Source organism: Desulfomicrobium orale DSM 12838, from assembly GCF_001553625.1.
GTDB classification, from domain to species: domain Bacteria; phylum Desulfobacterota; class Desulfovibrionia; order Desulfovibrionales; family Desulfomicrobiaceae; genus Desulfomicrobium; species Desulfomicrobium orale.
Genome location: NZ_CP014230.1, coordinates 790,256 through 815,516 on the forward strand (window position 1 = coordinate 790,256; position 25,261 = coordinate 815,516).

Here is a 25,261-nt window from a genome sequence, read left to right on the forward strand (position 1 = left end):
CTCCTCTCTGATACCGTAGTACGCAATGCTTACGGGCAAACTGCAAAACTCGCGCTCAGGCCTTGGCGCTACAGGTGCACAGCAATCGGCTCTGGTCCAAGATGGACATGGCTTTGGAAAGAAGTAGTCAGGGCTGGGGCGGTGAGATTACTCTAGAAAGCGGCTTGCCAGTGCTTTCGTAAGGTCTTCATGGCCCTGAAGTGTAATTATACCAGCTTTCAGATATAGGTCTGACTTTTCAGCCAACGCCAGAAAAACCACACCATCGCGTCTGATGGCGGCAAAGGAAGCGGCAAACAGCCCCATGCCTTCGCCAGAGGCAATACGGGCCAGCAGAACGTCATGTTCAGCTGGTTCTTCTATAAAGTGCGGCTCAAACCGGGCCAGAGCAAAGCGTCCTTTCGTGAAATCAAAAAAGGCCGGGTTCATCTCGCGTCTGAACCAGAACAGTTGCCTGTCGCTGACGCGTTCAAGCGGGAGCACCTTCTTCTGATGGAGCTGCCATGCTTCCGGTATGGCTGCCACCAGCGGTTCTTTATAAGCGATTTCTCTGACAACCAGGCCCGGAGCTTCCAAAGGCAAGGCCACAAGGGCGGCGTCCAGCTTTCCCTTCCGCACTTCTCTGGCCAGTTTCGGAGACGCTGCCCGGACAATATGCAGCCGATTTCCATATTGCTCATGCAAGGCAGCTTCCAGTTTTGCGAACACGCCCTGCTCAAAAGCTGTCGTGAATCCTATCCGTAGCGCTTTTCCTTCGGACCGAAGTTCTTTCTTCAGCCGTTCAGATGTTGTGTCCGCCATTCTTAGCAAAGGCCGAATTATTTCCAGTACCTTTGCCCCTTCATTTGTCAGGCTGAGGCCTTTGCTGTGCCGTTCAAACAGCATCACGCCCAGACGATCCTCCAGTTGTTTAATTTGGCGGCTCAATGGAGGCTGCGCCATAAACAGCCGTTTCGCCGCCCGGTGTAAATTGTTTTCTTCCGCCACCACCGCGAAGTACTGCAAGTGCCGGATTTCAACTGCATCCTGTGAAAGTTGGAATAATGTTTTTGTCATACCGAAAAGATATCGTAAAAGAAGTACGATGCAAACCGCTACTCTCCGCCTATGTTTAGAAAAAAGGAGGGTTGCAATGAAAATAGCGTTATTTCTGGCCGCGACCATGATCGTATCTGGAGTTTCCGGCACAGCCCAGGCGGCTGAACAACGTCCATTTATCGAGAACATTCAGGCCCCAGTGGGCATGCTCTATGACTCCCATGATAATCTGTACGTTGCTGAATGGGGTGCGGGGAGAGTCAGCAGGTTTGATACACAGGGTAAACGGACTACAGTGACTGATTCCGTATGCAACCCGTCCGGGCTGACCTTTGACAATAAAGGCAGACTCTTTGTCGCCTCTTATGGCGACGGCAATGTCTATCGCCTCGATGAAAACGGAAGCTTGCATTCCATCGCTTCCGGATTTTCGTCGCCAACAGGACTCTTGTGGGCCAACGACAATACTTTGCTGGTGGCGAATCGTAACGCAGGCGAGGTGGTCAGGGTCTTCCCTGATGGCAGGAAAGAGGTCGTGTCCAAGGGGCACCGAACTCCGGTGGGCATCGCCCAGACAGTCAACGGCACTATCTATGTGAGTTGCTACGGCGGTAGCGTTGACCGCATCGGCTCGGACGGCAGATCGGTCACTGTCAGCACGGAGCTGAACACTCCCGGTGTCGGCATCATCGCAGATGGTGATAGTGTGCTTGTGGTGGATTACGGTGGAACAGCAGTTATCCGCGTGGCTGCTGACGGTAAAGCCGCGCCTGTGGCTGAAGGGTTACATTCACCAGTGGGCCTTGCCCGCATGCCTGACGGGCGGATTATTGTTGGCACCTGGAGCGACAATGCTGCCTTCGTTTTTACTCCAGCAAAATAAGCATGAGGAAATATAGTATGACACAGTCCCAAAATATGCTTCAAGAACGTTCGCTTGGCGATGAGTTTTCAGCTTCGGCCATTTCCTTTGGCGCCATGGGTATGTCGGAATTCTACGGCACCCCGCCCGATGACACTGCATCATTGGCCGTTCTGGATAGAGCGCTTGAGCTGGGCGTTTCCATGATCGACACCGCCGACATGTACGGACGCGGTCACAATGAACGGCTCATTGCCAAATTCATTGCCCGGCATCCGATGGAATACACAAACGGACGGATACGCATCGCGACAAAGTTCGGCATCGACCGTGACCCCAATGATTCCTACAAGCGTAGCATCAACAATTCACCCTCCTATATCCGCAAGGCTTGCGAGGGATCTCTGCAACGGCTCGGGGTGGAACGGATAGATCTGTATTACGCTCACCGTATCGATCCGGATGCGGACATCTCCGAAACCATGGCTATTCTTACCGATCTGAAACGTGAAGGAAAAATCGCTCATATCGGTCTGTGCGAGGTTTCAGCAGTCACACTGGAAAAGGCTCATGCCGTGCACCCCGTGGCCGCACTGCAAAGCGAATACTCATTGTGGACGAGGGAAGTGGAGGATTCCATTCTGCCGCTATGCCACAGATTGGGCATAGGTTTTGTGGCCTACAGTCCGCTTGGCAGAGGCTTCCTGACAGGGAAATACACGACAACGGAGCATTTGGAGACCGGAGACTTCCGCCTTTCCAATCCACGTTTTCAGGGAGAAAATCTTCGCAAGAACTCAGCTCTCTTGGCTGTTGTGCAGGCAGTTGCAGACAAATACGGTTGTACGCCTGCCCAAACGGCCTTGGCTTGGCTCCTTAGCCGTTATGAGCACCTTGTCGTCATTCCCGGCACTCGCAGTATCGCCCGGTTGGAGGAAAATTGTCGTGCCACAGCAATAACTCTTTCGGAAGATGACATCGCCCTGCTCAATGCCGCTTTTACGCCGGAAGCCGTTCATGGCCAGCGTTATACGCCGGAAGGTATGAAGGGAGCCAACGCATAACGGAAAATTCAAGTGTTGGCGACCACGTTGCCGTCATGGGCCAAAGGACGTGAAGTGCCGCGCCATCCGGCTCAGAGCATTTTCAGCTCCCAGTTCCACAGGCCCTGCCGCTCCTTGAGCTCAATTTTGTCCGGCACGGGCTCGTGCATGCGGGCCAGCAGGGCGTAACCTGATTTTTCCAGCTCGGCCCATTTCCGGCTCAGATCTAGTTCCCAGTTGGGGAAGGTCCAGACCAGCTTGCCGTACGTGCGGGACCAGAACTGCTCTCCTTTGGGGCTTTGGAAGGGTTCCCGCTCCCGCAGGTTTCCGGACACGATCCGGGATACGCACAGCGGGTGCAGCCCCTTGGCCACGATGCCCAGAGGCAGCGGAGACAGGGCGGGCAGGGCCAGCAGGCTTTCCCCGTCCAGCTCCGGGCTGACAAAGGCCCCGGCAAATCCCATGCGCCCCAGCTCGGCCAGGGCCAGCGGATTGGCTGTGTTACACATGGGCCCGGCCCAGAACACACAGCGGTCCGCCCGGCCGAAAAGCCCTGTCTGCCACGGCGCGTTCAGCACGAAGCGCCGCGCCCCCAGCCGGACCATGTTTTCCAGACATCGCTCCCACTCCCGCTCCTCCTCCGGCCAGACGACCGGCGGCAGCCACCACCAGACACGCCCGAAGACATTCCGGGAAACCGTTCGTTCCAGCCCCGGAACAAGCCACATGGCCTGCTCGCTGCGGTCACCCAGGCGCTTGGGCAGGACGCGCCAGACGTCCATCTCCTTTGCCCCGCCCCTGTGCCGGGCGGGTTTGGGCAGGACCGGGGAGAAGACCGATTCCGGGGCGGATGGGGCGGGCGGCAGCTGGCTGCGCAGGTCCGCCAGAATGGCACCGAGTTCCCGCTCCCGGCGGTCCACCAGAAACACAGGGCTGCCCTGTGCCGGGGGCTTGGGGGCTCTGGGCACATCGATGCGCCCGCCTTTGGGCACGTCCCGGCGGATCTTCAGCATCTGGTGCCCCGGCTGGTCTTCATAGCCGATGCGCAGAAGGTCGCCGCTCCTGAGGGATTCACGGGGGACGATGTAGGGCTTGCCGCCGCCCTGAACCCTGCCCGCCAGATGGCCGGAGCCGGTCTGTTCGCGGTCTGCCAGCGGGTTGGACGGCCGGTGTCCCAGAAAGTTGTAGTGAGAGCCGGGGCGGCCCAGAGCCATGTCCAGCAGGGCCAGGGCGGTTTTGCGCTGCTGCGGGTCGTTGCCGCCGTCGCGCAGCATGGCGTAGGCCTTGACCGTGTGATAGACGTAGTGCGGCCCCTTCTTGCGGCCCTCGATTTTCCACGACGTCACCTGGGGTACGCCGGCCAGGGGGCGGACCAGCACGTCCAGAGACAGATCGTCGCAGGAAAAGAACGGAACTCTTTTGCTTTTCTGCTGATACATGCGCCGACAGGGCTGCACGCATCTGCCCCGCAGGCCGCTTTTCCCTCCCAGATAACTGGACCAGTAACATCGGCCGGAAACGGCGTAGCACAGGGCTCCGTGCACGAAGACTTCCAGGTCCAGCCCGTCCGGGCAGGCCGCCGCGACGGCCTTGATTTCGTCGATGGAAAGCTCTCTGGGCAGGACCAGACGCCGTATGCCCATCCCGGCGATGCGGGACAGGCCGGAGACGGTGCCGCCATTGGCCAGGGTGGACAGATGCAGCTCCCCGGTGAATCCGGCCTGCCGGGCCAGGGCGGGCAGGGCCAGATCCTGGATGATGAGCGCGTCGGGCCGCACCCGCCGGGCCAGGCGGTCGATGAGCCGTCCGGCCTGGGCCAGTTCCGGGGCCTTGAGCAGATTGTTCATGGCCACATGCACGCGTACGCCTCTGGCGTGGGCCAGTTCGGTCAGGGAGGCCAGTTCGGCCAGACCGAAATTGTCCGCCTCCATGCGCGCGGAAAAATTTTTGAGCCCGCAGTACACGGCGTCGGCTCCGGCGGCCAGGGCGGCCAGAAAGCTGTCGGCGTCGCCCGCCGGGGCGAGAATTTCAGGAGTCATGGCGTCCATCACTGGGTTGGGTTTTCAGCGCTCCGGCACTGCTCGGAAACTGGGACGCTTGTGGCGCGGAACATCGGCCTCTTGCAAGGAAAATCATACGATTCTCCTGCGCCGGAGGCGCGGCGGAATGGCACGCTCCGGCCGCGTATTTTCTCCTTTCCTTGAATTTCCGGCGAGTCTCATCTATGAGAGCCTGTCCTCTGACATCTCTTCCGCAACCCGCGAAGGAACACAGCGTATGGATTTTTTCACCGGCAGACTCTGGCATCATCTCTCTTCCACGGAAACCCTGGAAACTTTCGAGACCGATCCGGACAAGGGGCTGGACCGTTTTCAGGTGCAGCGCCGGGCGGCCGAATTCGGCCCCAACGCCCTCACCACCAGAAAGGGTAAGACCAGACTTGAACGTCTGCTGCTCCAGTTCCATATTCTGCGCATCCTGCTGGTAGGCGGCACCCTGCTGCTGGCCGGGGCCGAGATCATGGCTATGGCCGTTCTGGCCTTTCTGGTAGTGGAATTCGAAAAGAGCATGCGCATGCGGAAATTGTAATTTCATTCGGAATGGAGGCCGGATTTCCGGTCTTTTTCATTGCCGGTACTCGATAAGGAGGTCTTTTATGCAAAGCGTTCGGGATACGGCGCGTGAACTCATGAGAGGTTACTGCCGGGTCTGCCCGGTCTGCAACGGCCGGGTCTGTGCCGGAGAGGTGCCGGGCATGGGCGGCCTGGGCACGGGAGCGGCCTTTCAGGCCAACATCACGGCCCTGGACAGGAAAAAACTGGTCATGCGTCTGGTGCACGATGTCACCGCACCGGAGCTGAGCCTCTCCCTGCTGGGGCTTGATCTGTCCCTGCCGGTGCTGGCCGCGCCTATCGGCGGCGTGGCTTTCAACATGGGCGGCAAGCGCACCGAAGAGGAATATATCAAGGCCATTGTGGATGGCTGCGTCCGGGCCGGAACCACAGGCTGTACCGGAGACGGCGTGCCGCCCGAGATTCTCGACTCCGGTCTGGCCGCCGTGGCCTCCGCCGGCGGGATGGGCATCCCGTTCATCAAGCCGTGGGAAGACGAGGAACTGTTCCGGAAGATAGACAAGGCAAGGCAAAGCGGCGCCAGAATCATGGGCATGGACATCGACGCCGCCGGGCTGGTGACGCTGCGCAAGATGGGTCGTCCGGTATCGCCCAAGCCTGTCTCTGCCCTGCGGGAAGTCATCCGGCGGGCGGACCGGCCGTTCATCATCAAGGGCGTCATGTGCGTGGAAGACGCGGAGCTGGCTCTGGAAGCCGGGGCTCAGGCCATTGTGGTTTCCAATCACGGCGGCCGGGTGCTGGACCAGACGCCGGGCGGGGCGGACGTGTTGCCGGGGATCGCGGCCCGGATGAAGGGCCACCTCGTGATTCTGGCAGACGGCGGGGTGCGCTCGGGCGTGGATGTGCTGAAGATGCTGGCCCTGGGCGCGGATGCGGTGCTCATCGGGCGGCCGTTCAGTGTCGCTGCCGTGGGCGGTCTGGCCGACGGCGTGGCCATGTATGTGGAAAAGCTGCGCACGGAACTGCTGCAGGCCATGGTCATGACCGGTACGGCCTCGGTGCGTTCGGTTTCGCCGGACATTCTCGTGGACGGGGCGTGCGCCGGGTAGGCGCGCCGATTCCGCCGGATCAGGCTCGGGGACCGGACCGTTTCGCGGCGGTCCGGCCCGCGGGCCGAAGCTTTTCATCGGAACCGGATGCGTCCGGGCGCGCCTTCGGCGGAGAATCAGTCCTTCAGGGTGCGTGCAAGCCAGACGTCCACCGTATTGGTCAGAAGCTGGGCGATGGTCATGGGGCCCACCCCGCCGGGAACGGGCGTCATGGCTGAAGCCACGCCTTTCAGTCCCTCAAAATCACAGTCTCCGGCCAGGCCGGTGTCTGTCCTGTTGATGCCGACATCCACCACCACCGCCCCCGGCCTGACCATGTCCGCGGTGATGAATCCGGGGCGCCCCACCGCCGCGAAGACCAGCTCCGCCGAACGGACTTCCCCGGCCAGCCCGGCGGTGCGGGAATGGCAGACGGTCACGGTGGCGTTGGCGTGCAGGAGCATGAGGGCCAGAGGCTTGCCGACGATGTTGCTGCGTCCGACGACCACCGCCTTTTTTCCGGCCACGCCGATGCCGTGACGCTCCAGAAGTACCATGACTCCGGCCGGGGTGCACGGGCGCGGGCCGGGCAGCCCCAGGGCGAGGCGGCCCATGTTGACCGGATGAAAGCCGTCCACGTCCTTGGCCGGGTCGATGAGATTCAGGCAGCACTGGCTGTCCAGCCCCCGGGGCAGCGGCAGTTGCAGGAGAATGCCGTCGATGGCCGGGTCGGCGTTCAATTCCAGAATGGCCGCCTCCAGTTCGTGCTGGGAAACTCCGGCGGACAGCCGGATGCCTCTGGAGACGATGCCCGTTTCGGCGCAGGCTTTTTCCTTGTTGCGGACGTAGACCTGGGAGGCCGGATCGTCTCCCACCAGAATGACCGCCAGGCCGGGGGGGCGGCCATGCCGTGCGGAGAGAGCCGCGACCCGGTCATGCAGTTCCCGGCGGATGTCCGCCGCTGTTTTTTTGCCGTCGATGATGAGCATGGGCGTACTCGTGTGCGAAGAGGGTTTTCAGGCGGCCGGGCGGTTTCTCCGGAGTCGCGCACTGGGAACAATGCCTGGGGGCGCGTGGTCAGAAGGGCTGGTCGCCTGTGCGGATTTCAGCGCCAAGGGCTTCGCCCGCCTCCAGAACTGCGGATTCCGATTCGGGCCTGGTGATCCAGCCGCCGTAGGCGTCGCCCTCGGTGTCCCAGTTCCAGAGAAGGAGCCCCTGGGGCAGAAGCTCGCCGTGAGCCCGGATCATCAGCTCCGGCACTTCCGTTTCATCGAGAAAATCTTCATCAAGAGGGTCGTCCACCCCGAATGTCAGTGTCGCACCCCAGCGCTTCGCGATGCCGGAAAGGCACTCCACAAAGGATTCCGTGTCCTTCCAGTCCACAAAGTAGGTCAGCTCCCAGTCGGTGATGTCATTCAGGAGCCACAGCGCGCCGTCTTCGGCGTTTTCCCATCCCCGGTCGATCGCCGAAATCGTCTCCGCCGGGTCTTCGCCGGGCGGGGTCAAGGCGTGGACCAGTTTCTCCACGGCTTTCTTCTGCGTATCTTCCATGGTTTCTCCCTTTTGGTTTCAGAGGGACAAGGCCCGGCCCGGCGGATGGTCGGCGAAGATCCGTTTCGGGCCTTGTCCGGGACCGGAAATGGTTCGGGGAGGCGCGGCCTCCCCGGAAAATGACAGAGTGCGGGTTCGGGCCGGAGCCGGTTACTCGTCAAACCAGTTGGCAGCCATGGCCGGTCCGAAGTACACGGCCTGAGCGTCCAGATCCTCCTCGATGCGCAGGAGCTGGTTGTACTTGGCCATGCGGTCCGAGCGGCACAGGGAGCCGGTTTTGATCTGCCCGGCGTTCACGGCCACGGCCAGGTCGGCGATGAAGCTGTCCTCGGTTTCGCCGGAGCGATGGGAGATGACCGTGGCGTAGGCGGCTTCCTTGGCCATTTCGATGCAGTCCATGGTTTCCGTCAGGGTGCCGATCTGGTTCAGCTTGATTAGGATGGCGTTGCCCACGCCGCGCATGATGCCGTCGGCCAGAAGGGTCGGATTGGTGACGAAGATGTCGTCGCCTACCAGCTGCATCCGGTCGCCCAGCACCTCGGAGAGCACTTCCCAGCCCTCCCAGTCGCCTTCGGCCAAACCGTCTTCGATGGACACGATGGGAAACTTTTCGGCCAGATCGGCGTAGTAATCCGTCAGTTCGCGGGCCGTGAAGACCTTGTTTTCTCCGGCGAAGCGGTATTTGCCGTCCTGCAGGAATTCCGAGGCCGCGGCGTCAATGCCCAGGGCGATCTGGCTGCCCGGCGTGTACCCGGCCTCTTCAATGGCCTTGACGATGTACTGAAACGCCTGCTCGTGTCCGGCCAGATTGGGGGCGAAGCCGCCTTCGTCGCCCACGGAGGTGGCCAGACCATCCTTGTGCAGGATTTTCTTCAGGGCATGAAAGGTTTCCGCGCCCATGCGCAGGGCCTCCCGGAAGCTTTCCGCGCCCAGGGGCAGGATCATGAATTCCTGGATGTCCAGATTGTTGGCTGCGTGCGCCCCGCCGTTGATGATGTTCATCATCGGCGCGGGCAGGACCTTGGCGTTGATGCCGCCCAGATACCTGTACAGGGGCAGACCCAGGAATTCCGAGGCGGCCTTGGCCGTGGCCATGGATACGCCGAGCATGGCGTTGGCTCCCAGGCGGGACTTGTTCTCCGTGCCGTCCAGGTCGATGAGGGCCTGATCCACGTCCACCTGGCGCGTGGCGTCCAGTCCGACCACTTCCGCTGAAATTTCTTCCATCACGTTTTTCACGGCCTGTTCCACGCCCTTGCCGCCGTAGCGGCTCGCGTCGCCGTCGCGCAGTTCGAGGGCCTCGCGGGCTCCGGTGGAGGCGCCCGAAGGCACGGCCGCCCGGCCCGTGGCGCCGGATTCGAGGGTGACTTCCACCTCGACCGTGGGGTTGCCTCTGGAATCCAGAATTTCCCTGGCCCAAATGCCTGTGATCGTACTCATGATTGCTCCCTGGATGTATCCGGTGAATGGTTGAAACAGACGGCCATGAGACCCTGCATGAGCAGGTCCGGAGCCAGATTGTCGATACAGGAGGTCAGGGCCGCCATCTGCGGCGCGAAGCCGCCCGTGGCGATGACCCGCGCCCGTGGCAGACGCTTTTTCAGACGCGCGGTGAGGCCCTCCAGCATGGCGGCGAACCCGAACAGGACGCCGTGATTTAGACTCTGCCGGGTGGAGGTGCCGATGTCCAGTTCATCGCCGTCGAACTCCAGACTGATGTGCGGCAGCTTGGCGGTCTGGGTGCCCAGAGCCGTGACGGAACTGAGCACGCCCGGACAGATGAGGCCGCCCAGATAGGCGTTGTCGCGTACGCAGTCGAAGGTGGTGGCGGTGCCGAAATCCACCACGATGAGCTCCGGGTCGTCGAAGAGCGTCCGCGCCGCGAATCCGCCCAGCAGCCGGTCCGCGCCCACTTCCTGGGGTCTGGCGTAGCGGTTTTCGAGGGGCAGGGGGATATCTCCGGGCACGAACAGGGCCGGGCAGGAAAAAAAACGGGCGCAGGCCGCCGAGAGCAGGCTGTTCAGGGGCGGCACCACAGAGGACAGCACCCAGCGGTCCACGGCGTCCGGCTGCACGCCTTCCCTGGCGCAGATGGTGCTGACGGCCAGACCCAGAGAATCGGCCGTTTCCCGGTTGGAGGAAGGCAGGGTGTAGGAGCGGCCCATGCCCTTCGCATCAGCCAGACACAGCTTGATGTTGGTGTTGCCCACGTCGAAAAGGAGCGCGGTCCGCGAATGCGTCATGGCGGCTACGTTTACCTCTTTGAGGCGAAAATTCAAGGGAGGCCGATGCTCCCTGCCGCGGATCGGTGTCTGGACGAGTGGCAGCCGTGTTAGGGCGGGATGGATGAAGCGGCAAAAAATTCTGGCCCTGTCCGGGGGAGAAGACATAGTGTCGCCGCAGAAAATCGTCCCTTCATGCGGCGGAGGATTCCCGTGAGCGAAACCATTGACGGCGGACAGCCGGATCTGCGGACGGCATACCGGCATCTTGCCGGATATTTTCCCGGCGGAGCCGTTATTCTGCACGAAGGCCGCGTGGTCCTTGCCAACGAGGCATTTGCCCGGAGGACAGGTCTTGCGCTTGCGGCGGTCGAGGGCCAGCCGCTGGCCGGTCTGGCCGTGTCCGAAGACCGGGAACGGGTCGCCCGCTCCTGTACGGAGGCTCTTTCCGCGGCGGAAGGCTCGGTCGGGTTTTCCATGGCCCGGACAGGCGGCAGGATGGAACTGACGCTGATCCGTATCGGGCAGGGGCCGGAAGCCGTTCTGCTGGGAGTGGCTGCCGACGGACGAATCCGCGATATCGAAAGTGGCGTCGGCGAGATGTGTCACTCGCTGAGCACGCAGCTCATGCACGTTGCCAATGCCAAGGACGGCATCGTGGAAGAGCTGGAAACCCTGCGGTCTCTGGCGGCCGAAACGGACCTGGCCCGGAATACTGTCTGGGCGGACATCCAGTCATCTCTGGATACGTACTGCAATGGCCTGGATCACGCCTATCGCAGCATCACGGCCGCAATGAGGACGTTCAACGCCCTGTTCGCGTCCATCGCGAAGGGGCATCCGGACATCTGATTTCCGATTCCCGTTTACCTGACAGGGAGGAATTGTGCACTGGATCGGATACGCGCTTCTGGCGGTTCTGGCTCTGGGCGCGGCGGGGCATGCGCTGCTGCACAAGAGCGATTCCCGTTCCGCCCTGGGCTGGATCGCCGTGTGCCTGACGTTTCCGCTGGCGGGGCCTGCGCTCTATGTGCTGTTCGGGGTCAACCGGGTCCGCCGCAGCGCATCCCGGCTGCGGCGGGAGGTGGGCCCGCTGGCGTCCGGAGGAAGAAATCTCGTGCCGTCGCCGGAGAATACGGCGGCCGTCGCCGCCCGGCCATACGGATCATCCTGGCGTCTGGAAAAGGTGGGGCACAGTCTGTTGGGGACGGAGCTTACGGCGGGCAACTGCATCGAGCCCCTGATAAACGGAGACGAAGCCTACCCGCGCATGCTTCAGGCTATCCGCGAAGCCAGGCGGAGCATCTATCTGGTTTCCTACATTCTGGGCACGGACAAGCTGGGGCGGCGGTTCATCGGCGAGCTGCACGCCGCGATGCAGCGGGGCGTGGACGTGCGGGTACTGGTGGACGGGCTGGGCGAAAAATATTCCTGGCCCACGGCCTCCAGCCTGCTGAAAAAGAAGGGGGTTCCCATGGCCCTGTTCATCCCGCCCCGGCTTTTTCCTCCGTCTTTGCACATCAATCTGCGGAACCACCGAAAAATTCTGGTGGTGGATGGGACCACCGGATTCACGGGCGGAATGAACATAAGGCAGGGGCATCTGCTCGGGGCCAGTCCCCGTCACCCGGTGACGGACATGCATTTCATCGTGCGCGGTCCCATCGTGGAGCAACTGCGGGAGACGTTCCTGGACGACTGGTTGTTCGCCACCAAAGAGCGGCTCGTGTCGGACGCCGTTCTGCCGGAAGCAGCGGGGGACTGCCTGTGCCGGGCGGTCATCGACGGGCCGGATGTGCCTCATGAGCCGCTGAGGACCCTGCTGCTCGGCGTCATTTCCGCGGCGTCGGATTCCATCCGGATCATGACGCCCTATTTCCTGCCGCCCAAATCCATGCTCTCCGCCCTCAAATCCGCCTGCTACCGGGGCGTGGACGTGCGCATCATTCTGCCTGGCCGCAACAATCTGCCTTTCGTGCACTGGGCCACGCAGCACATTCTTGAGGATCTGATCCAGGCCGGAATCACCATCGCGTTCCAGCCGGAACCCTTCTGCCACACCAAGCTGCTCCTGATCGATGACGCCTACGTGCATCTGGGCTCGGCCAATCTGGACAACCGCAGCCTGCGGCTCAATTTCGAGCTCACGCTGGAAGTGTTCGACCGGGCGCTGAACCGGGCCCTGACCCGCCATTTCGAAACGGTCATGGCCGGAAGCAGAATGGCGACAGTGGGCGAGCTGCGCGCCCGGTCCCTGCCGGCGCACATGCGGGACGCCTTTTTCTGGCTTTTTTCACCCTATCTGTAGGGAACTCGGCCGGGATGGCGGAGGCGCGGCGGCTTCGTTCACACTTCCTGAAAGAACGTGTCCCGCTGGACCGGGGTGAAGCCCGTGGCCGTGATGACCCGGACCAGTTCGTCGATGGTCAGCCCTGTGGGTGAATCCGCCCCGGCGGCGTGGCCGATCTTCTCTTCCACGATGGTGCCGTCGAAATCGTCAGCCCCGGCCCACAGGGCCATCTGGGCCGCCTTGATGCCCACAAAGACCCAGTACGCCTTGATGTGAGGGATGTTGTCGAGGAAAATCCGGGACAGGGAAATCATGCGCAGGTAGTCCTCGCCCGTGGGGCCGGCTGCCGCCAGCTCATTGTTGCGGGGCTGATAGGCCAGGGGAATGAAGCAGACGAAGCCCGGGCTTTCGTCTTCCAGCTCGCGCAGGCGTTCCAGATGGTGTATGCGGTCTTCCCAGGATTCAACGTGGCCGAAGAGCATGGTACAGTTGGTCCGCATGCCCATGCCGTGCGCCAGACCGTGGATGCGCAGCCAGCGCTCCCCGCTGATTTTTTCCGGGCAGAGCTTCGCCCGCATGGCCGGGGCGAAGACTTCCGCTCCGCCGCCGGGCAGAATGTCCAGCCCGGCCCGGCGCATGTCTTCCAGAACGGTGGCTTCGTCCAGACCTTGGGTATCGGCGAAATGAGCCACCTCCACCGCGGTGAAGGCCTTGATCACGGCCTGGGGGCGGATTTCCCGGCACAGGGACAGCATGTCCAGATAGTACTGATAGGGCAGGTCGGGATTGAGCCCGCCGACGATGTGTATTTCCCGCACGGGCTGGTTTTTGCGGGCCTGCAGCTCTTCCCGGATCTGGTCCAGGGTGTAAGCGTATCCGCCGTCTTCGCCCTTGCGTTTGAAATAGGCGCAGAACCGGCACTGATTGCGGCAGATGTTGGTATAGTTCAGATGCTGGTTGTAGACGTAGTAGGCTCTGTCGCCGTGCCGCGCCCGGCGCTGGCGCAGGGCCGCCTCGCCCAGTTCGTGCACCGAGGCCGTCCGGGCCGCCTCCAGGGCGAAGCCGGGGTCTATCCTTTCGCCGGGCTTGAGTCCGGCCAGACGACGCCTGACCGCTTCCGTGCTTGTGGTCATTCTCCACCTCGAAAAAAAGGCCGCACCCATGTGGATGCGGCCCCGGATTTCTTCGCTCAGGCCAAGGGCTATTCTTCCTCGCCCTCGGCGTTTTCTTCCATCTGCTGGCGGAACATGTCGCCCAGATTGGTGCCGACCACTCCGCCCTGGCCGGTCCGGAATTCGGAGGCTCCGCGCTTGCGTTCGGGTTCCTGGGACTTGAGGGACAGACCCAGTCTGCGCTCGTCCGCGCTGACATGAATGACCTTGGCCTCGATGGTGTCGCCCTCGTTGAAAGCTTCCTTGGGGGTCTTGATCTTCTTCTTACTCATTTCGCTGACGTGGATGAGCCCCTCGATACCTTCCTCCACTTCCACGAACAGGCCGAAGTCCGTGATGTTGGTGATGGTTCCCGTCAGCTGCGTGCCCACGGGATAGCGGCCCGGCACATCCAGCCACGGGTCGTCGGAGAGCTGCTTGATGCCCAGTGTGAATTTCTCGTTGTCCTTGTCCACGGTCAGCACCTTGGCCCGGACCACATCACCAACCTTGTAGAGTTCGTTGGGATGACGGATTTTTTTGGTCCAGGACAGGTCGGAAACATGGATCAGGCCGTCGATGCCGTCCTCGATGCCGATGAACAGGCCGAATTCGGTGATGTTCTTCACGCCCGCTTCCAGGATGGTTCCCTCGGGGTATTTCTCGGCCACCAGATCCCACGGGTTGGGGGCGACCTGCTTCATGCCCAGAGAGATGCGCTTGCGGTCCACATCCACGCCCAGAATGACCACGTCCACTTCGTCTCCGGCACGGACCATCTGGGACGGATGGCGGAGCTTGCGGGTCCAGGACATTTCGGAAATATGCACCAGTCCTTCCACGCCGGGCTCCAGCTCGACGAAGGCGCCGTAGTCGACCAGATTGGTGACCTTGCCGGTCAGTTTGAGGCCTTCGGGGTATTTTTCGGAAATATTGGTCCACGGATCGGGCACCAGCTGCTTCAGACCGAGGGAAACTTTCTTTTCCTCCTTGTCGAAGGAAAGCACCTTGAGCTGCAGTTCATCGCCCAGATGCACCATTTCCCTGGGATGCCTGATGCGCTTCCAGGACATGTCGGTGATGTGCAGAAGGCCGTCCAGACCGCCCAGGTCGATGAACACACCGTATTCGGTGATGTTCTTGACCACGCCGGGCACGGTCTGGCCCTCTTCGAGGGTGGTCAGCAGCTCGCCGCGCTTGCGGTCGCGGTCTTCCTCGAGCAGCACGCGGCGGGACACGATGACGTTGCTGCGGCGGCGGTTGATTTTCAGCACGCGGAATTCGAAATCCTGGTTGACCAGAGCGTCCATGTCCGGAACCGGGCGCAGATCCACGTGGGAGCCGGGCAGGAAGGCCTCGATGCCCTTGATCTCCACCACATATCCGCCCTTGATGCGGCGCACGATGCGGCCCGTGACCACATCGCCGGACTCCAGCAGCTTTTCCAGTTCGTCCAGCACCTGCATGCGCTTGGCCTTGTCCCGGGACAGGACAATGGAGCCTTCGCGTTCGTTCTTGCGCACGACGTATACATCAACGGTGTCGCCGACCTTGACCGCCACCTGGCCGTTTTCCATGAATTCATCCAGCGGAATCTGGCCTTCGGACTTGAAATTGACGTCCACGAGGATGTAGGTTTCGTCAATTTTGACGACTTCACCCGAAACGATAACTCCTTCTTCGATGTCGCCGAAATCGGAATCAAGATAGTTTTCGAGCTGGGACGCGAAGTCCATGTCCATCAATTCGTCCATGGATTCCGGCGTGGTTTGAGTGGTGTTCATGCGTTTACCCCCTACAAGAAATAAATTTGGGCACTCCTAGCAGAGTGGTTTTGCCCTGACAACCAGAATAATCCGCGCCGGAAAGGACGGGGCGGGCGTCTTTGTGTTCTGTTCTCCCGATTCCGGGGCCGCCTTGTCCGGTCGTGCCGGGCGGGGAGACAGTCTTTTGTTTTTGACCTTGCCGGTCCGCTTTCGGTAATCCACCGGCAGCCCGGCTCCGAGCGGACTCCTGTGAGGATGTCCGGCGGCCGGAATATTCATTCTGGAGCATTTGCTTATGGACATGAACGCGAACATCTGGACCCATGTGCGGGCCCGCATCGACCTGCGCGCGCTGGCGGATAATTTCCGGCTGATCAGGAATGTGGCATCCAATCCGGTGCCGGTGATCAAATCGGATGCCTATGGGCACGGCATGCCCGAGGTCGCCCAGGCGCTTTTTGCCGCGGGAGCCCGGACCATGGCCGTCGGCACGGTGGGGGAAGGCGTGTTCCTGAAGGAACACCTTCCCGAGGCGGATGCCCTGTCTCTTCTGGGCCCCCTTGACGAGGCGGACTATCGCGTGGCCTGTGAGCGGGATCTGCTCGTCGTGGCCGGGAATGAAGAACAGCTGCTGCGTCTGGAGGAAACCGCGAAACGGCGTGGTACGGCGGCGAGAGTGGCGCTCAAGTTCGAGACAGGCATGGGGCGGCTGGGCTTTGCCCCTGAAGAAGCGGAACAGCTGGCCGAAACTCTGCGCGGCCTTCGCCATATCCGCGTGGGACTTATCTGTTCGCATCTGTCTTCGGCCGAACTTCCCGGTCAGATCGAATACACCAGAGAACAGGGCCGCCGGTTCGACCGGATCATGCGCATTCTCTCCGGGCGGGGCATTGTCGCGCCGGGCAGTCTGGCCAACTCCGGGGCCGTTCTGGCGCACCCGGAGCTGCATTATGCCTGGCAGCGGCCGGGCATTTCCCTGTACGGGGGCAACCCCTTTCACGGTACGGACTGGGAGGAGAAGGGCCGGGGATTCCGGCAGGTCATGGAGGTTTCCACGCGGCTTCTGGAAGTCCGGACGCTGCGGGCCGGGCAGGCTGTAAGTTACGGGGCCACCTATGTCGCTTCCGGGGATATGCGGGTGGGGATAGTGGGTACCGGCTATGCGGACAACTATCCCCGCGGTCTTTCCGGGAAAGGCTGGATGCTTCTGCACGGCCGCAGGGTTCCCGTTCTGGGCCGGGTGTGCATGCAGATGACGGCGGTGGATCTGAGCCATGTCCCCGAGGCCCGGGTCGGGGACCGGGTTTTCCTTCTGGGCGGCGGCGGACCGGAACATATTTCCGCCGATGAGATGGCCGACTGGTGGGGAAGCGTTTCCTACGAGGTTTTCTGTCTGCTCGGAAAAAATCCGCGGGAATATGTCCGCTGAGTTCCGGCGCGTGGATGGCTCTTTGAAATACCCGGCATGGCGGCCGAGTGCGGGGATTATCGTGTCGCATGAGTGACGGCTCACGGCATGATTTTTCCTGCGGAACCGGGGCCGGGAATTCGGAAGAGCTGGACTGCCGGGGATTTTGCCGTGACTGCGGCCGGGAACATCTTCTCCCCGCCGCTCCGGCTCTTCCCGCCGCCGGGCTGCTCATGAGAGAACTCGTCCGGCATAGGAATGTCGGCCTGGGGCAAGGCCGGGAGCCGCGTCTCGATCTCGGCTGTCTGGACGGTCCGGCCGGGGGGCAGATGTTCGGCGTGCTGGTTTACCGGGATCGGTGCGGAAACCGGGGCGTGCTGAAGGCTTTTTCCGGCCAGTATAACGGCATTTGGAATGTGCCGGGCTGGGTGCCGCCCATCGTCGATCCGGAAGAATTCGCCTCTGTGGTCCGCGATGACGAGGCCCGCATCAAGGAGCTGACGCGCGGCATGAAAAGCCTGTCTGCCGGAGATCCCGCCAGGGCGGAGCTTTCGGCCCGGCGGAAGAGCCTTTCCCGTGGACTCATGGCACGTATTTTCACCCTGTACCGGCCCGCCAATTTCCGGGGGCAACGCCGGGCGCTGGAAGAAATTTTCATCGGCCGGGGCATGCCCACCGGCACGGGGGAGTGCTGCGCCCCCAAACTGCTGCATCACGCGGCCTGTCTGGGCCTGTGTCCTCTGGGGCTGGCGGAATTCTATCTGGGCCGGGGGAACCGTTCTGGAACGCGCCAAAGCGGCTGCTTCTACGCGCCCTGCGTCGGAAAATGCCGTCCGATTCTGGGCTTTCTCCTGTGCGGGCTGGATGAAACGGCCTGTCTGAGGCCGGAAGAGCCTGTCACATCCTGAAAACCCTTCCTTGCCAGCGTCTTCCGTTTTGTGCATGCCCTTCCGCATGCCCGACCGCTCCATTTACCGCCGCATCCTGCAAGTCTCCATACCGCTGGTGGCCAGTCTGGGCGCCACCACAGTCATGGAATTCACCGACCGTCTGTTTCTGTCCCACTATTCTCTGGACGCCATTGCCGCGGCCACGCCGGCAGGCATCATGGCCCTGCTGCCCCTGGCCATCTTTATCGGCACGGCCGGATATGTGTCGGTATTTGTGGCCCAGTACGTGGGGCAGAACCGGTGCGAACTGGTGGGACGCATCGTCTGGCAGGGTCTTTACGTAGCCCTGCTGGGATCCGTGATCCTGGCCCTTCTGGCCGGATGTGCGGAAAAAATCTTCCTGCTGGCGGGGCACGCCGAGGCCGTGCGCGAGCAGGAAATCATCTATTTCCGGGTGCTCTGCCTGGGTGCCGGAGCGCAACTGCTGGGAGCGGTCCTGGCCGGTTTTTTCACCGGACTGGGGCGGACCAGGGCCGTGATGGTGGCCAATCTGGCCGGCATGGTATGCAACATCCCACTGGACTACTGCCTGATCAACGGTGTCGGCCCCTTTCCCGAATGGGGCATTTTCGGCGCCGGAGCGGCCACTGTCTGTGGCTGGCTGATTATCGCGGCGATTCTGTTCCGGGCCATGAGCAGCCGCGAACACGCCCGCTACCGGCTACTTCGGGACTGCACCTTTCGTCCGGCCCTGTGGCTGCGCCTCATCCGCTACGGCCTGCCCAGCGGCATGGAATTCTTTCTGGATATCCTGGGCTTCACCATACTCGTTTTCGCGGTGGGACGGCTCGGCACTCTGGAACTGGCCGCCACCAACATCGCTTTGAACATCAACTCTCTGGCTTTCATGCCGCTGGTGGGTTTTTCCCTGGGGACAAGCACCCTGGCCGGGCAGGCCCTGGGCGCGGGCCGGGCCGACGACGTGCCGTCCATCGTCCGGGCCAGTCTCATGCTCACCTTCAGCTATCTGGCCGCCATGTCGGCCCTTTTTCTGTTCGCGCCGGAGCCCATTCTGGAGCTCTTTCAGCCCAGGGACACCGATCCGGCCACCTTCGCGGCCGTGGCTGGCATGGGACGCGTGCTGCTCATGATTGTGGTGGTCTATCTCTTCTTCGACGGCGTGAGTTTCATCATCTACGGGGCCCTGAAAGGCGCGGGCGACACCTTTTTCGTCATGACCTCGAGGCTGGCGGTGGTCGTGGTGTTCATGGTCCTGCCCCTGCTGGCCGGAGCGGTCCTCGGTTTCGGACTGTACTACTTCTGGGGCGTGGCCTGCGCGTTTCTGATCGTGCTGGCTCTGGTGGCTCTGTGGCGGTACCGGCAGGGAAAATGGCGGGACATGCTGGTAGTGGAACGCACGCCGGAGGCCGCCGGATAGACGTGCGGCACGGGCCGGAAAATTTCCGGGCGGACGTCGGGCGGCTTCTGTTCCGGCAGGTGTTGACGCGCCGGAAGGAAAGATGCTCCCTCCCTCGCCGTGGCGGCGGGCCGGAGGTGTGCCCGTCCGTTGCGGACAAAGATCGCGGGTGCGGGAAATGTTTCATGGATGGAAGCTGAGCCTGCTGGGCTCCGGCGGCAATTTTCTGCTTCATGGCGGCCTCATCTACATGATGAACGCCTTTACGGAGCCTCTTGCGGCAGCCCGGGGCTGGGAGCGCGGCGACATCGGCGTGGCCATGTCCGTGGCCGCCCTGTGCGGCGCGCTGAGCATGCCGCTGCTTTCCTCCCTGAGCCTGCGGATGAGCCTGCGCCTGCTGATGACTCTCGGCGCGCTGATCGGCGGGACGAGTGTCATCGTCATGGGACAGGTGCGTTCGCTTGGCCTGTTCACGCTGTTTTTTTCCATTGCCTGGGTCAGTGCGCAGGCTTTCGGCGGGGTCATCGCCAACATTCTGGCGGGCAGGTGGTTCGAGCGCTACCAGGGCCGGGCCTTCGGCGTCTGCAACATAGGCACGTCCCTGTCCGGGGCGGTTCTGCCCTTTGTCCTGATGGTGCTTATCGAGCATTCCGGCGTGAGCACGGTCTGGGCCATATACGGCTGCACCGTGCTGTGTATGGCTCCGGTCTGCTGGGTCATGGTCCGGGACACCCCGGAAATGCTCGGCCTGCACGTGGACAACCTGCCCGGCGCGGTGTCTCTGGCTCCTCCGCCCACCGTGGTCGTGCCCCTCCGCCGGCTCCTGCGCACTCCGTCCGTGTACCGGACAGGTCTGGCCTTCGGCTGCGCTCTGATGGCCGGAAGCGCGGTCATGAGCCAGCTCAAGCCGGGCCTAGTGGACGCGGGTTTCTCCTCCTATCCGGCCATGGCCTTCATGTGCATCGCGGCTCTGTGCGCCAGCCTGGGCAAATACCTCTGGGGCTGGCTGTGCGACCGCTACAATCCCGTGACCGTGGCCCGTGTGCTGATGGTCTGCAACGCCCTGACCCTGAGTCTGGTCCTTCTGCCGCAGAACGTGTTTACCGTGGCGGTCTTCGCCGTTGCTTTCGGCACCTGCGTGGGCGGGGTGTGGACCACCCTGCCCGCCGTGGTGGCCTTTCATTTCGGGCGGGAATATTTCGTCGGCGTGTACCGCGTGGTCGGAACCTTCGTTCTGCTCAGAGCCGCGGGGTATCTCATTCTGGGCTGTTCCCATGCTCTTACCGGCAGCTACGATGCGGCTTTTGCGGTCTTTGCCGCCATGTTGCTGGGCTGTTTCATCCTGACCCTGGGCCTGGGCAAGGTTCCGGGAGAAGGCATGCGGCCCGCAGGGTGAGTCTTCCCCATCTTTCCCCTTTGCACGGCCGCCCGGCCGGACTCCACAAAAAAGATTGCCGGATCAGAAGGATTCAAATAAATAAGCCGCCCCACGTCGGCTGCGGCAATGTCCGGCCCGGGTGAAAAATATCCGCGCATCCTGCAGGAGCATATACGATGTCACAAAATACCCGAGACGGCTTTACCAGTACCTTCGGCGTGCTGGTGGCCACTCTGGGCTCCGCCGTGGGCCTGGGCAATATCTGGAAATTTCCGGCCCTGACGGGCACCAACGGCGGCGCAGGTTTTCTGCTCGTCTACCTTTTGGCTACCCTGCTGGTGGGCCTGCCGGTAATGATCGCCGAAACCATGATCGGCCGCGCAGCCCGTGGCGACGCAGTGACGTCCTTTGATCGTCTCGCGCCGCCGAATCAGAAAGGCTGGATAGCCGTGGGCTGGATGGGCTTTCTGGCGGCATTTCTGATTCTGGCCTTTTATTCGGACGTGGCCGGGTGGGTCTATGCCTACATTTTCAAGGCCATGTCCGGGAGCATCGCCACGACCGATCCCAAAGCGGCCGAAGCCATTTTCGGAGAGCTGGTGTCCGATCCGATGACTTCCCTGTTCTGGCAGTGGGTGGTGCTGGGCGTGGCCTGCTGCATCATCATGTTCGGCGTGTCCAAGGGGATCGAGGCCGTCACCCGGCGTCTGATGCCGCTTCTGTTCCTGCTGCTCGTCGTGCTGTGCGTGCGCAGCCTGACTCTGTCCGGAGCGGAGCAGGGCCTGGCTTTTCTGTTCCGTCCCGATCTTTCCAAGATCACGCCCACGGCCATCCTGACCGCTCTGGGTCTGGCCTTCTTCAAACTGTCCATCGGCATGGGCACCATGCTCACCTACGGCAGCTACTTCCGTCCCGACCAGAACATCCCGGCCACGGCCATGCGGGTCATGCTGGCCGACCTGACTGTGTCCCTTCTGGCCGGCATGGCCATTTTCCCCTCGGTTTTCGCCTTCGGCTTCGAGCCCGCGGCCGGGCCGTCGCTGGTCTTCATGACCATACCGGCGGTCTTCACATCCATGCCCGGCGGCACGGTGTTCATGACCATCTTCTTCATCCTGACGGCCATCGCCAGCCTCGGGGCCATCCTGTCCCTGCTGGAGGTGCCGGTGGCCATCCTGTCCGAACGCTTCCACGTAAACCGCAAGGCCGCCTCCCTGATGGCCACCGTGGGCATCGGTCTGCTCGGCGTGCCGGCCACATTGTCCTTCGGCGTGCTCAAGGATTTCACCATCGGCGGCCTGAACAGCTTCGATCTGTTCGATTTCCTGAGCTCCAACGCGCTCATGCCTCTGGGCGGCATTCTGCTTTGCCTGTTTGTGGGCTGGGTGTACGGGCCGCAGCGGACGGAACAGCAACTGACCAACCACGGCGCCCTGACCAACCGGAATCAGGTGCGGGCCATTTTCTTTCTGCTGCGCTACCTCACGCCGCTGCTCATCATTCTGGTGCTGCTGCACGGCCTCAAGGTCATCTGATCCCGGCGGGCCTTCCGCCTGCCCCTCTTTCCGGCCCGGACCCGGGTTTTTCCATCGAAGCCGGACCGGAAAGAGGATCGCTTGCCCGTTCCTTCGCGATGCTCTTTACTCCGTCCCCATAGTGGCGTTATCTGCGGTTTCCACTATCGCCGCCACGGAGGGGAACATGAGCGCTCTTGTCACGACGGTCCGCGTCAAGTGGGCGGCCAGCCTGCTTCTGCCGCTTCTGGTCTACAGTCTGGTTGACGCAGACATCCATCCCAAGCTGCCTCTCTTCTTCGCCATCACCACCTGGGCCGTGACGGTCTGGGCTCTGGAGCTTCTGCCCACCCTGCCGTCGTCCGCGGCCATGACCTTTTTGTTCGTGCTGTGCGGCGTGGCCACCCCGCAGGTGGTTTTCGCGCCCTGGGGTTCCTTTCTGCCCTGGCTCTGCCTGGCCGCTCTGGTTCTGGGAGACGCCCTGGAGGAAACGGGTCTGACCCGGCGCATGGCTCTGCGGCTCATGCTGCTGGTGGGCGCGTCTTTCCGCCGGGCCGTCATCGCGCTCATGCTCACGGGCGTGTTCATGGCCTTCATTCTGCCGGACATCATGTGCCGGGTGATCATTTTCGTGGCCATCGCCCACGGCCTGGCTCTGGCTCTCGATCTGCCGCCCCGGTCCCGTATTTCCTCGGCCCTGATCATGGCCGGATTCTGCGCCGCCACATCCCCCGGCTACGGGTTCCTGACCGGGACGGAAATGGCGCTCATCGCCATGTCCGTGGCCGAACCGCTCATCGGGCCGGTTTCCTGGGGCGAATACGCCCTGGCCAATCTGCCCTTCATCACCCTGTACTGCGCTTTTTCCGTCTTCATGTGCACATACGTCATTCCCCGCGGGGAGCACGTGCCGGAGGAGGACCATCTGGAGGAAGTGGTGCGGCAGCGCCTTCAGGAGATGGGGCCCATGACCGTTCAGGAATGGAAGCTGTTCATTCTGATGGTCGTGGCCATCACCGGCCTCTTGACCCAGAAATGGCACGGCATGCCGGGCACGTATGTGTACGCCTTCATGGGCATGCTCTGCTATCTGCCCTGGATGGGTCTGGCCAGGGCCGAGAACGCTAGGCATCTCAATGTCGGGTTCATCGTCTTCGTGGTGGCCTGCCTGAGCATGGGAGCCGTGGCCGTGCATCTGGGCGCGGCCAAGTGGATCGCCAGCCTGCTGGTGCCTTTCATGGAGCAGCTTTCGCCCACCTGGAGCGTATTCACGGCGTATCTGTCTTCCCTGACCATCAATTTCGTGCTCACGCCCCTGGCCGCCGTATCCTCCATGAGCGCGCCCATGGTGGAAATAGCCCAGGCCCTGAACATCAACCCCAGGCCCATGCTCTACGCCTTTCTGTACGGCCTTGATCAGTACATCTTCCCGTACGAATACATCCTGTACATGTACATTTTTTCCACCGGCTACGCCACGGCCCGGCACATGTTTCTGGCTCTGGGACTGCGCATGGTCTTCGCCGGCGCGGGAATTCTGCTCGTACAGGTGCCGTACTGGTCTTTTCTCGGACTCATGTAGCCATAAAACATGTAACGGAGGAACGTCATGGGTCATCCCACCATTTATCCCACGGGTGTCACGGTCTACAATCCGGACAAGGCCTGGAACGGGTTCACCATTCTCTCCGCCCCGGAACTGGGTGCTCTGCTCATCAACATGAACGGGGCGGAAATCCGCCTCTGGAAGGATGTGCAGGGCTTTCCCAACAAGCTTTTCCCCGGCGGGCACGTCATGGGCAGCACCGGTACCCGCGATCCCAAGTACGCCCTGCAGGACCAGCTGGACGTGATCCAGGTGGACTGGGACGGCAATATCGTCTGGAAGTTCGATCAGGCCGAATTCGTGGAAGATCCCGGCTCCGAGCCGCGCTGGGTGGCCCGCCAGCATCATGATTTCCAGCGCGAGGGCAGCCCCGTGGGCTACTACGCGCCCGGGCTCGAACCCAAAACAGCCTCGGGCAATTCTCTCATCCTGAGCCACAAGGACGTGAAATGCCCCTTCATCAGCGACAAGCCCATCCTCGATGACGTGATCTACGAGGTGAACTGGGATGGCGAGATCGTCTGGGAGTGGCTGTGCTCCGACCATGTGGAAGAGATGGGCTTCACCGAGGCGGCCCTTAATGCCATGTGCCGCGACCCCAATTTCCGGGGCGGCTCCCTGATCGAGGAAGCGCCCGGCGTGGGCGACTGGATGCACATGAACTCCATGTCCGCCCTTGGTCCCAACAAATGGTTCGACGCCGGGGACAGCCGTTTCCACCCGGACAATATCATCGTTGACGGCCGCGAGACCAACATCATCTGCATCATCGACAAGAAGACCGGCAGGATCGTGTGGCAGATCGGCCCGGACTACGACACCAGCGCGGAACTGAAAGCTCTGGGATGGATTGTGGGCCAGCACCACGCGCACATGATTCCGGCCGGACTGCCGGGAGCGGGCAACATCCTGGTTTTCGACAACGGCGGATGGGCCGGGTACGGCAATCCCAACCCCGGCGCTCCCAAGGGTGTGAAGACCGCCCAGCGCGATTATTCCCGCGTGCTGGAAATTGATCCCGTGACCCTCAAGATCGTGTGGCAGTACACCCCGCGCGAGGCCGGATTCCTGGTTCCGCTGGACGCCTCGCGTTTCTATTCGCCGTTCATCAGCTCGGCCCAGCGTCTGCCCAACGGCAACACGCTCATCTGCGAGGGTTCTGACGGCCGCATCTTCGAGGTCACGGCCGAGCACGAACTGGTCTGGGAATACCTCTGCCCCTACAAGGGCAAGGTGGCTCTGCCCATGAACTGGGTCTACCGGGCCTACCGCGCGCCCTACGACTGGGCGCCCCAGGCCGGTCCTCAGGAAGAGACGCCCATCAAGACCGTGGATGTATCCACCTTCCGCATGCCCGGAGCCGCTCCTCTGGGGCCGCAGTCCACGGTTACCGTGGCCGGAACCAAGGGCTACCACGGCGGAGCCGGGCACTGCGTGGGCACCACGGATTGAAGAAGCGGGACG

At 62.2% G+C, this 25,261-nt stretch carries 21 protein-coding genes; 13 read left to right on the forward strand and 8 right to left on the reverse strand.

Features of this window, described 5'->3' with window-relative positions:
• Positions 1–147 precede the first annotated feature (147 nt).
• The gene (locus tag AXF15_RS03530) at positions 148–1,164 is read right to left on the reverse strand and encodes a LysR family transcriptional regulator (RefSeq protein ID WP_211259004.1); all 1,017 of its coding nucleotides are present in this window, start codon (positions 1,162–1,164) and stop codon (positions 148–150) included.
• Here AXF15_RS03530 and AXF15_RS03535 point away from each other — a divergent pair.
• Both AXF15_RS03535 and AXF15_RS03540 read left to right on the forward strand, forming a co-directional pair.
• On the forward strand, positions 1,133–1,921 hold the full coding sequence (locus tag AXF15_RS03535) for a Vgb family protein (protein ID WP_066603405.1): 789 nt from the start codon (positions 1,133–1,135) through the stop codon (positions 1,919–1,921). The genes AXF15_RS03530 and AXF15_RS03535 overlap by 32 nt on opposite strands.
• A gap of 17 nt (positions 1,922–1,938) precedes the next feature.
• On the forward strand, positions 1,939–2,964 hold the full coding sequence (locus AXF15_RS03540; protein ID WP_066603410.1) for an aldo/keto reductase: 1,026 nt from the start codon (positions 1,939–1,941) through the stop codon (positions 2,962–2,964).
• A gap of 71 nt (positions 2,965–3,035) precedes the next feature.
• On the opposite strand, the gene AXF15_RS03545 is transcribed toward AXF15_RS03540, so the two are convergent.
• The gene (locus tag AXF15_RS03545; protein ID WP_335338900.1) at positions 3,036–4,982 is read right to left on the reverse strand and encodes a peptidase U32 family protein; all 1,947 of its coding nucleotides are present in this window, start codon (positions 4,980–4,982) and stop codon (positions 3,036–3,038) included.
• A gap of 238 nt (positions 4,983–5,220) precedes the next feature.
• On the opposite strand from AXF15_RS03545, the gene AXF15_RS14230 reads away from it, so the two are divergent.
• Both AXF15_RS14230 and AXF15_RS03555 read left to right on the forward strand, forming a co-directional pair.
• Positions 5,221–5,532 (forward strand): cation-transporting P-type ATPase, encoded by a 312-nt coding sequence (locus tag AXF15_RS14230; RefSeq protein WP_169793585.1) that lies wholly within the window; start codon positions 5,221–5,223, stop codon positions 5,530–5,532.
• A gap of 67 nt (positions 5,533–5,599) precedes the next feature.
• Positions 5,600–6,625 carry an alpha-hydroxy-acid oxidizing protein gene (locus AXF15_RS03555; protein WP_066603417.1) on the forward strand — a complete coding sequence of 342 codons (1,026 nt, stop codon included), beginning with the start codon at positions 5,600–5,602 and terminating at the stop codon, positions 6,623–6,625.
• A 116-nt stretch (positions 6,626–6,741) separates the two neighbouring features.
• Here AXF15_RS03555 and folD read toward each other — a convergent pair whose 3' ends face one another.
• From folD to AXF15_RS03575, 4 genes are all read right to left on the reverse strand, one after another.
• The gene (folD, locus tag AXF15_RS03560; RefSeq protein ID WP_066603419.1) at positions 6,742–7,593 is read right to left on the reverse strand and encodes a bifunctional methylenetetrahydrofolate dehydrogenase/methenyltetrahydrofolate cyclohydrolase FolD; all 852 of its coding nucleotides are present in this window, start codon (positions 7,591–7,593) and stop codon (positions 6,742–6,744) included.
• 88 nt (positions 7,594–7,681) lie between these two features.
• Complete coding sequence (locus tag AXF15_RS03565; RefSeq protein ID WP_066603421.1) at positions 7,682–8,155, reverse strand: DUF6630 family protein; 474 nt, start codon at positions 8,153–8,155, stop codon at positions 7,682–7,684.
• 150 nt (positions 8,156–8,305) lie between these two features.
• Positions 8,306–9,595, reverse strand: a complete 1,290-nt coding sequence (gene eno, locus AXF15_RS03570) for a phosphopyruvate hydratase (RefSeq protein WP_066603422.1) — start codon at positions 9,593–9,595, stop codon at positions 8,306–8,308.
• A complete protein-coding gene (locus AXF15_RS03575) occupies positions 9,592–10,398 on the reverse strand; it encodes a type III pantothenate kinase (RefSeq protein ID WP_066603424.1) in 807 nt (268 codons plus the stop codon). Before AXF15_RS03575 ends, eno begins: the two co-directional genes overlap by 4 nt.
• Positions 10,399–10,590: 192 nt before the next feature.
• Between AXF15_RS03575 and AXF15_RS03580 the strand changes: the two genes are divergently transcribed.
• Both AXF15_RS03580 and AXF15_RS03585 read left to right on the forward strand, forming a co-directional pair.
• Entirely contained in the window at positions 10,591–11,229 is a 639-nt protein-coding gene (locus AXF15_RS03580) for a PAS domain S-box protein (RefSeq protein WP_066603426.1), read from the forward strand.
• A gap of 34 nt (positions 11,230–11,263) precedes the next feature.
• Positions 11,264–12,685, forward strand: coding sequence for a phospholipase D-like domain-containing protein (locus tag AXF15_RS03585; protein ID WP_236884823.1), 1,422 nt, complete (start codon positions 11,264–11,266; stop codon positions 12,683–12,685).
• A 38-nt stretch (positions 12,686–12,723) separates the two neighbouring features.
• On the opposite strand, the gene mqnE is transcribed toward AXF15_RS03585, so the two are convergent.
• Both mqnE and AXF15_RS03595 read right to left on the reverse strand, forming a co-directional pair.
• On the reverse strand, positions 12,724–13,800 hold the full coding sequence (gene mqnE / locus AXF15_RS03590) for an aminofutalosine synthase MqnE (protein WP_066603429.1): 1,077 nt from the start codon (positions 13,798–13,800) through the stop codon (positions 12,724–12,726).
• A gap of 68 nt (positions 13,801–13,868) precedes the next feature.
• Positions 13,869–15,602, reverse strand: coding sequence for a 30S ribosomal protein S1 (locus tag AXF15_RS03595; RefSeq protein WP_066603431.1), 1,734 nt, complete (start codon positions 15,600–15,602; stop codon positions 13,869–13,871).
• A 283-nt stretch (positions 15,603–15,885) separates the two neighbouring features.
• Between AXF15_RS03595 and alr the strand changes: the two genes are divergently transcribed.
• The 7 genes from alr to AXF15_RS03635 all read left to right on the forward strand — a co-directional run bounded on the left by alr (position 15,886) and on the right by AXF15_RS03635 (position 25,249).
• Positions 15,886–17,013, forward strand: a complete 1,128-nt coding sequence (gene alr / locus AXF15_RS03605) for an alanine racemase (RefSeq protein ID WP_066608628.1) — start codon at positions 15,886–15,888, stop codon at positions 17,011–17,013.
• A 68-nt stretch (positions 17,014–17,081) separates the two neighbouring features.
• Positions 17,082–17,900, forward strand: a complete 819-nt coding sequence (locus AXF15_RS03610) for a hypothetical protein (protein ID WP_066603436.1) — start codon at positions 17,082–17,084, stop codon at positions 17,898–17,900.
• Positions 17,901–17,946: 46 nt separating this feature from the next.
• The gene (locus tag AXF15_RS03615) at positions 17,947–19,320 is read left to right on the forward strand and encodes an MATE family efflux transporter (protein WP_169793586.1); all 1,374 of its coding nucleotides are present in this window, start codon (positions 17,947–17,949) and stop codon (positions 19,318–19,320) included.
• Positions 19,321–19,402: 82 nt separating this feature from the next.
• Positions 19,403–20,695 carry an MFS transporter gene (locus tag AXF15_RS03620; RefSeq protein ID WP_083517843.1) on the forward strand — a complete coding sequence of 431 codons (1,293 nt, stop codon included), beginning with the start codon at positions 19,403–19,405 and terminating at the stop codon, positions 20,693–20,695.
• 158 nt (positions 20,696–20,853) lie between these two features.
• Positions 20,854–22,212 (forward strand): sodium-dependent transporter, encoded by a 1,359-nt coding sequence (locus AXF15_RS03625; protein WP_066603442.1) that lies wholly within the window; start codon positions 20,854–20,856, stop codon positions 22,210–22,212.
• 166 nt (positions 22,213–22,378) lie between these two features.
• The gene (locus tag AXF15_RS03630; RefSeq protein ID WP_066603443.1) at positions 22,379–23,773 is read left to right on the forward strand and encodes an SLC13 family permease; all 1,395 of its coding nucleotides are present in this window, start codon (positions 22,379–22,381) and stop codon (positions 23,771–23,773) included.
• A gap of 27 nt (positions 23,774–23,800) precedes the next feature.
• On the forward strand, positions 23,801–25,249 hold the full coding sequence (locus AXF15_RS03635) for an aryl-sulfate sulfotransferase (RefSeq protein WP_066603445.1): 1,449 nt from the start codon (positions 23,801–23,803) through the stop codon (positions 25,247–25,249).
• Positions 25,250–25,261: the final 12 nt, after the last annotated feature.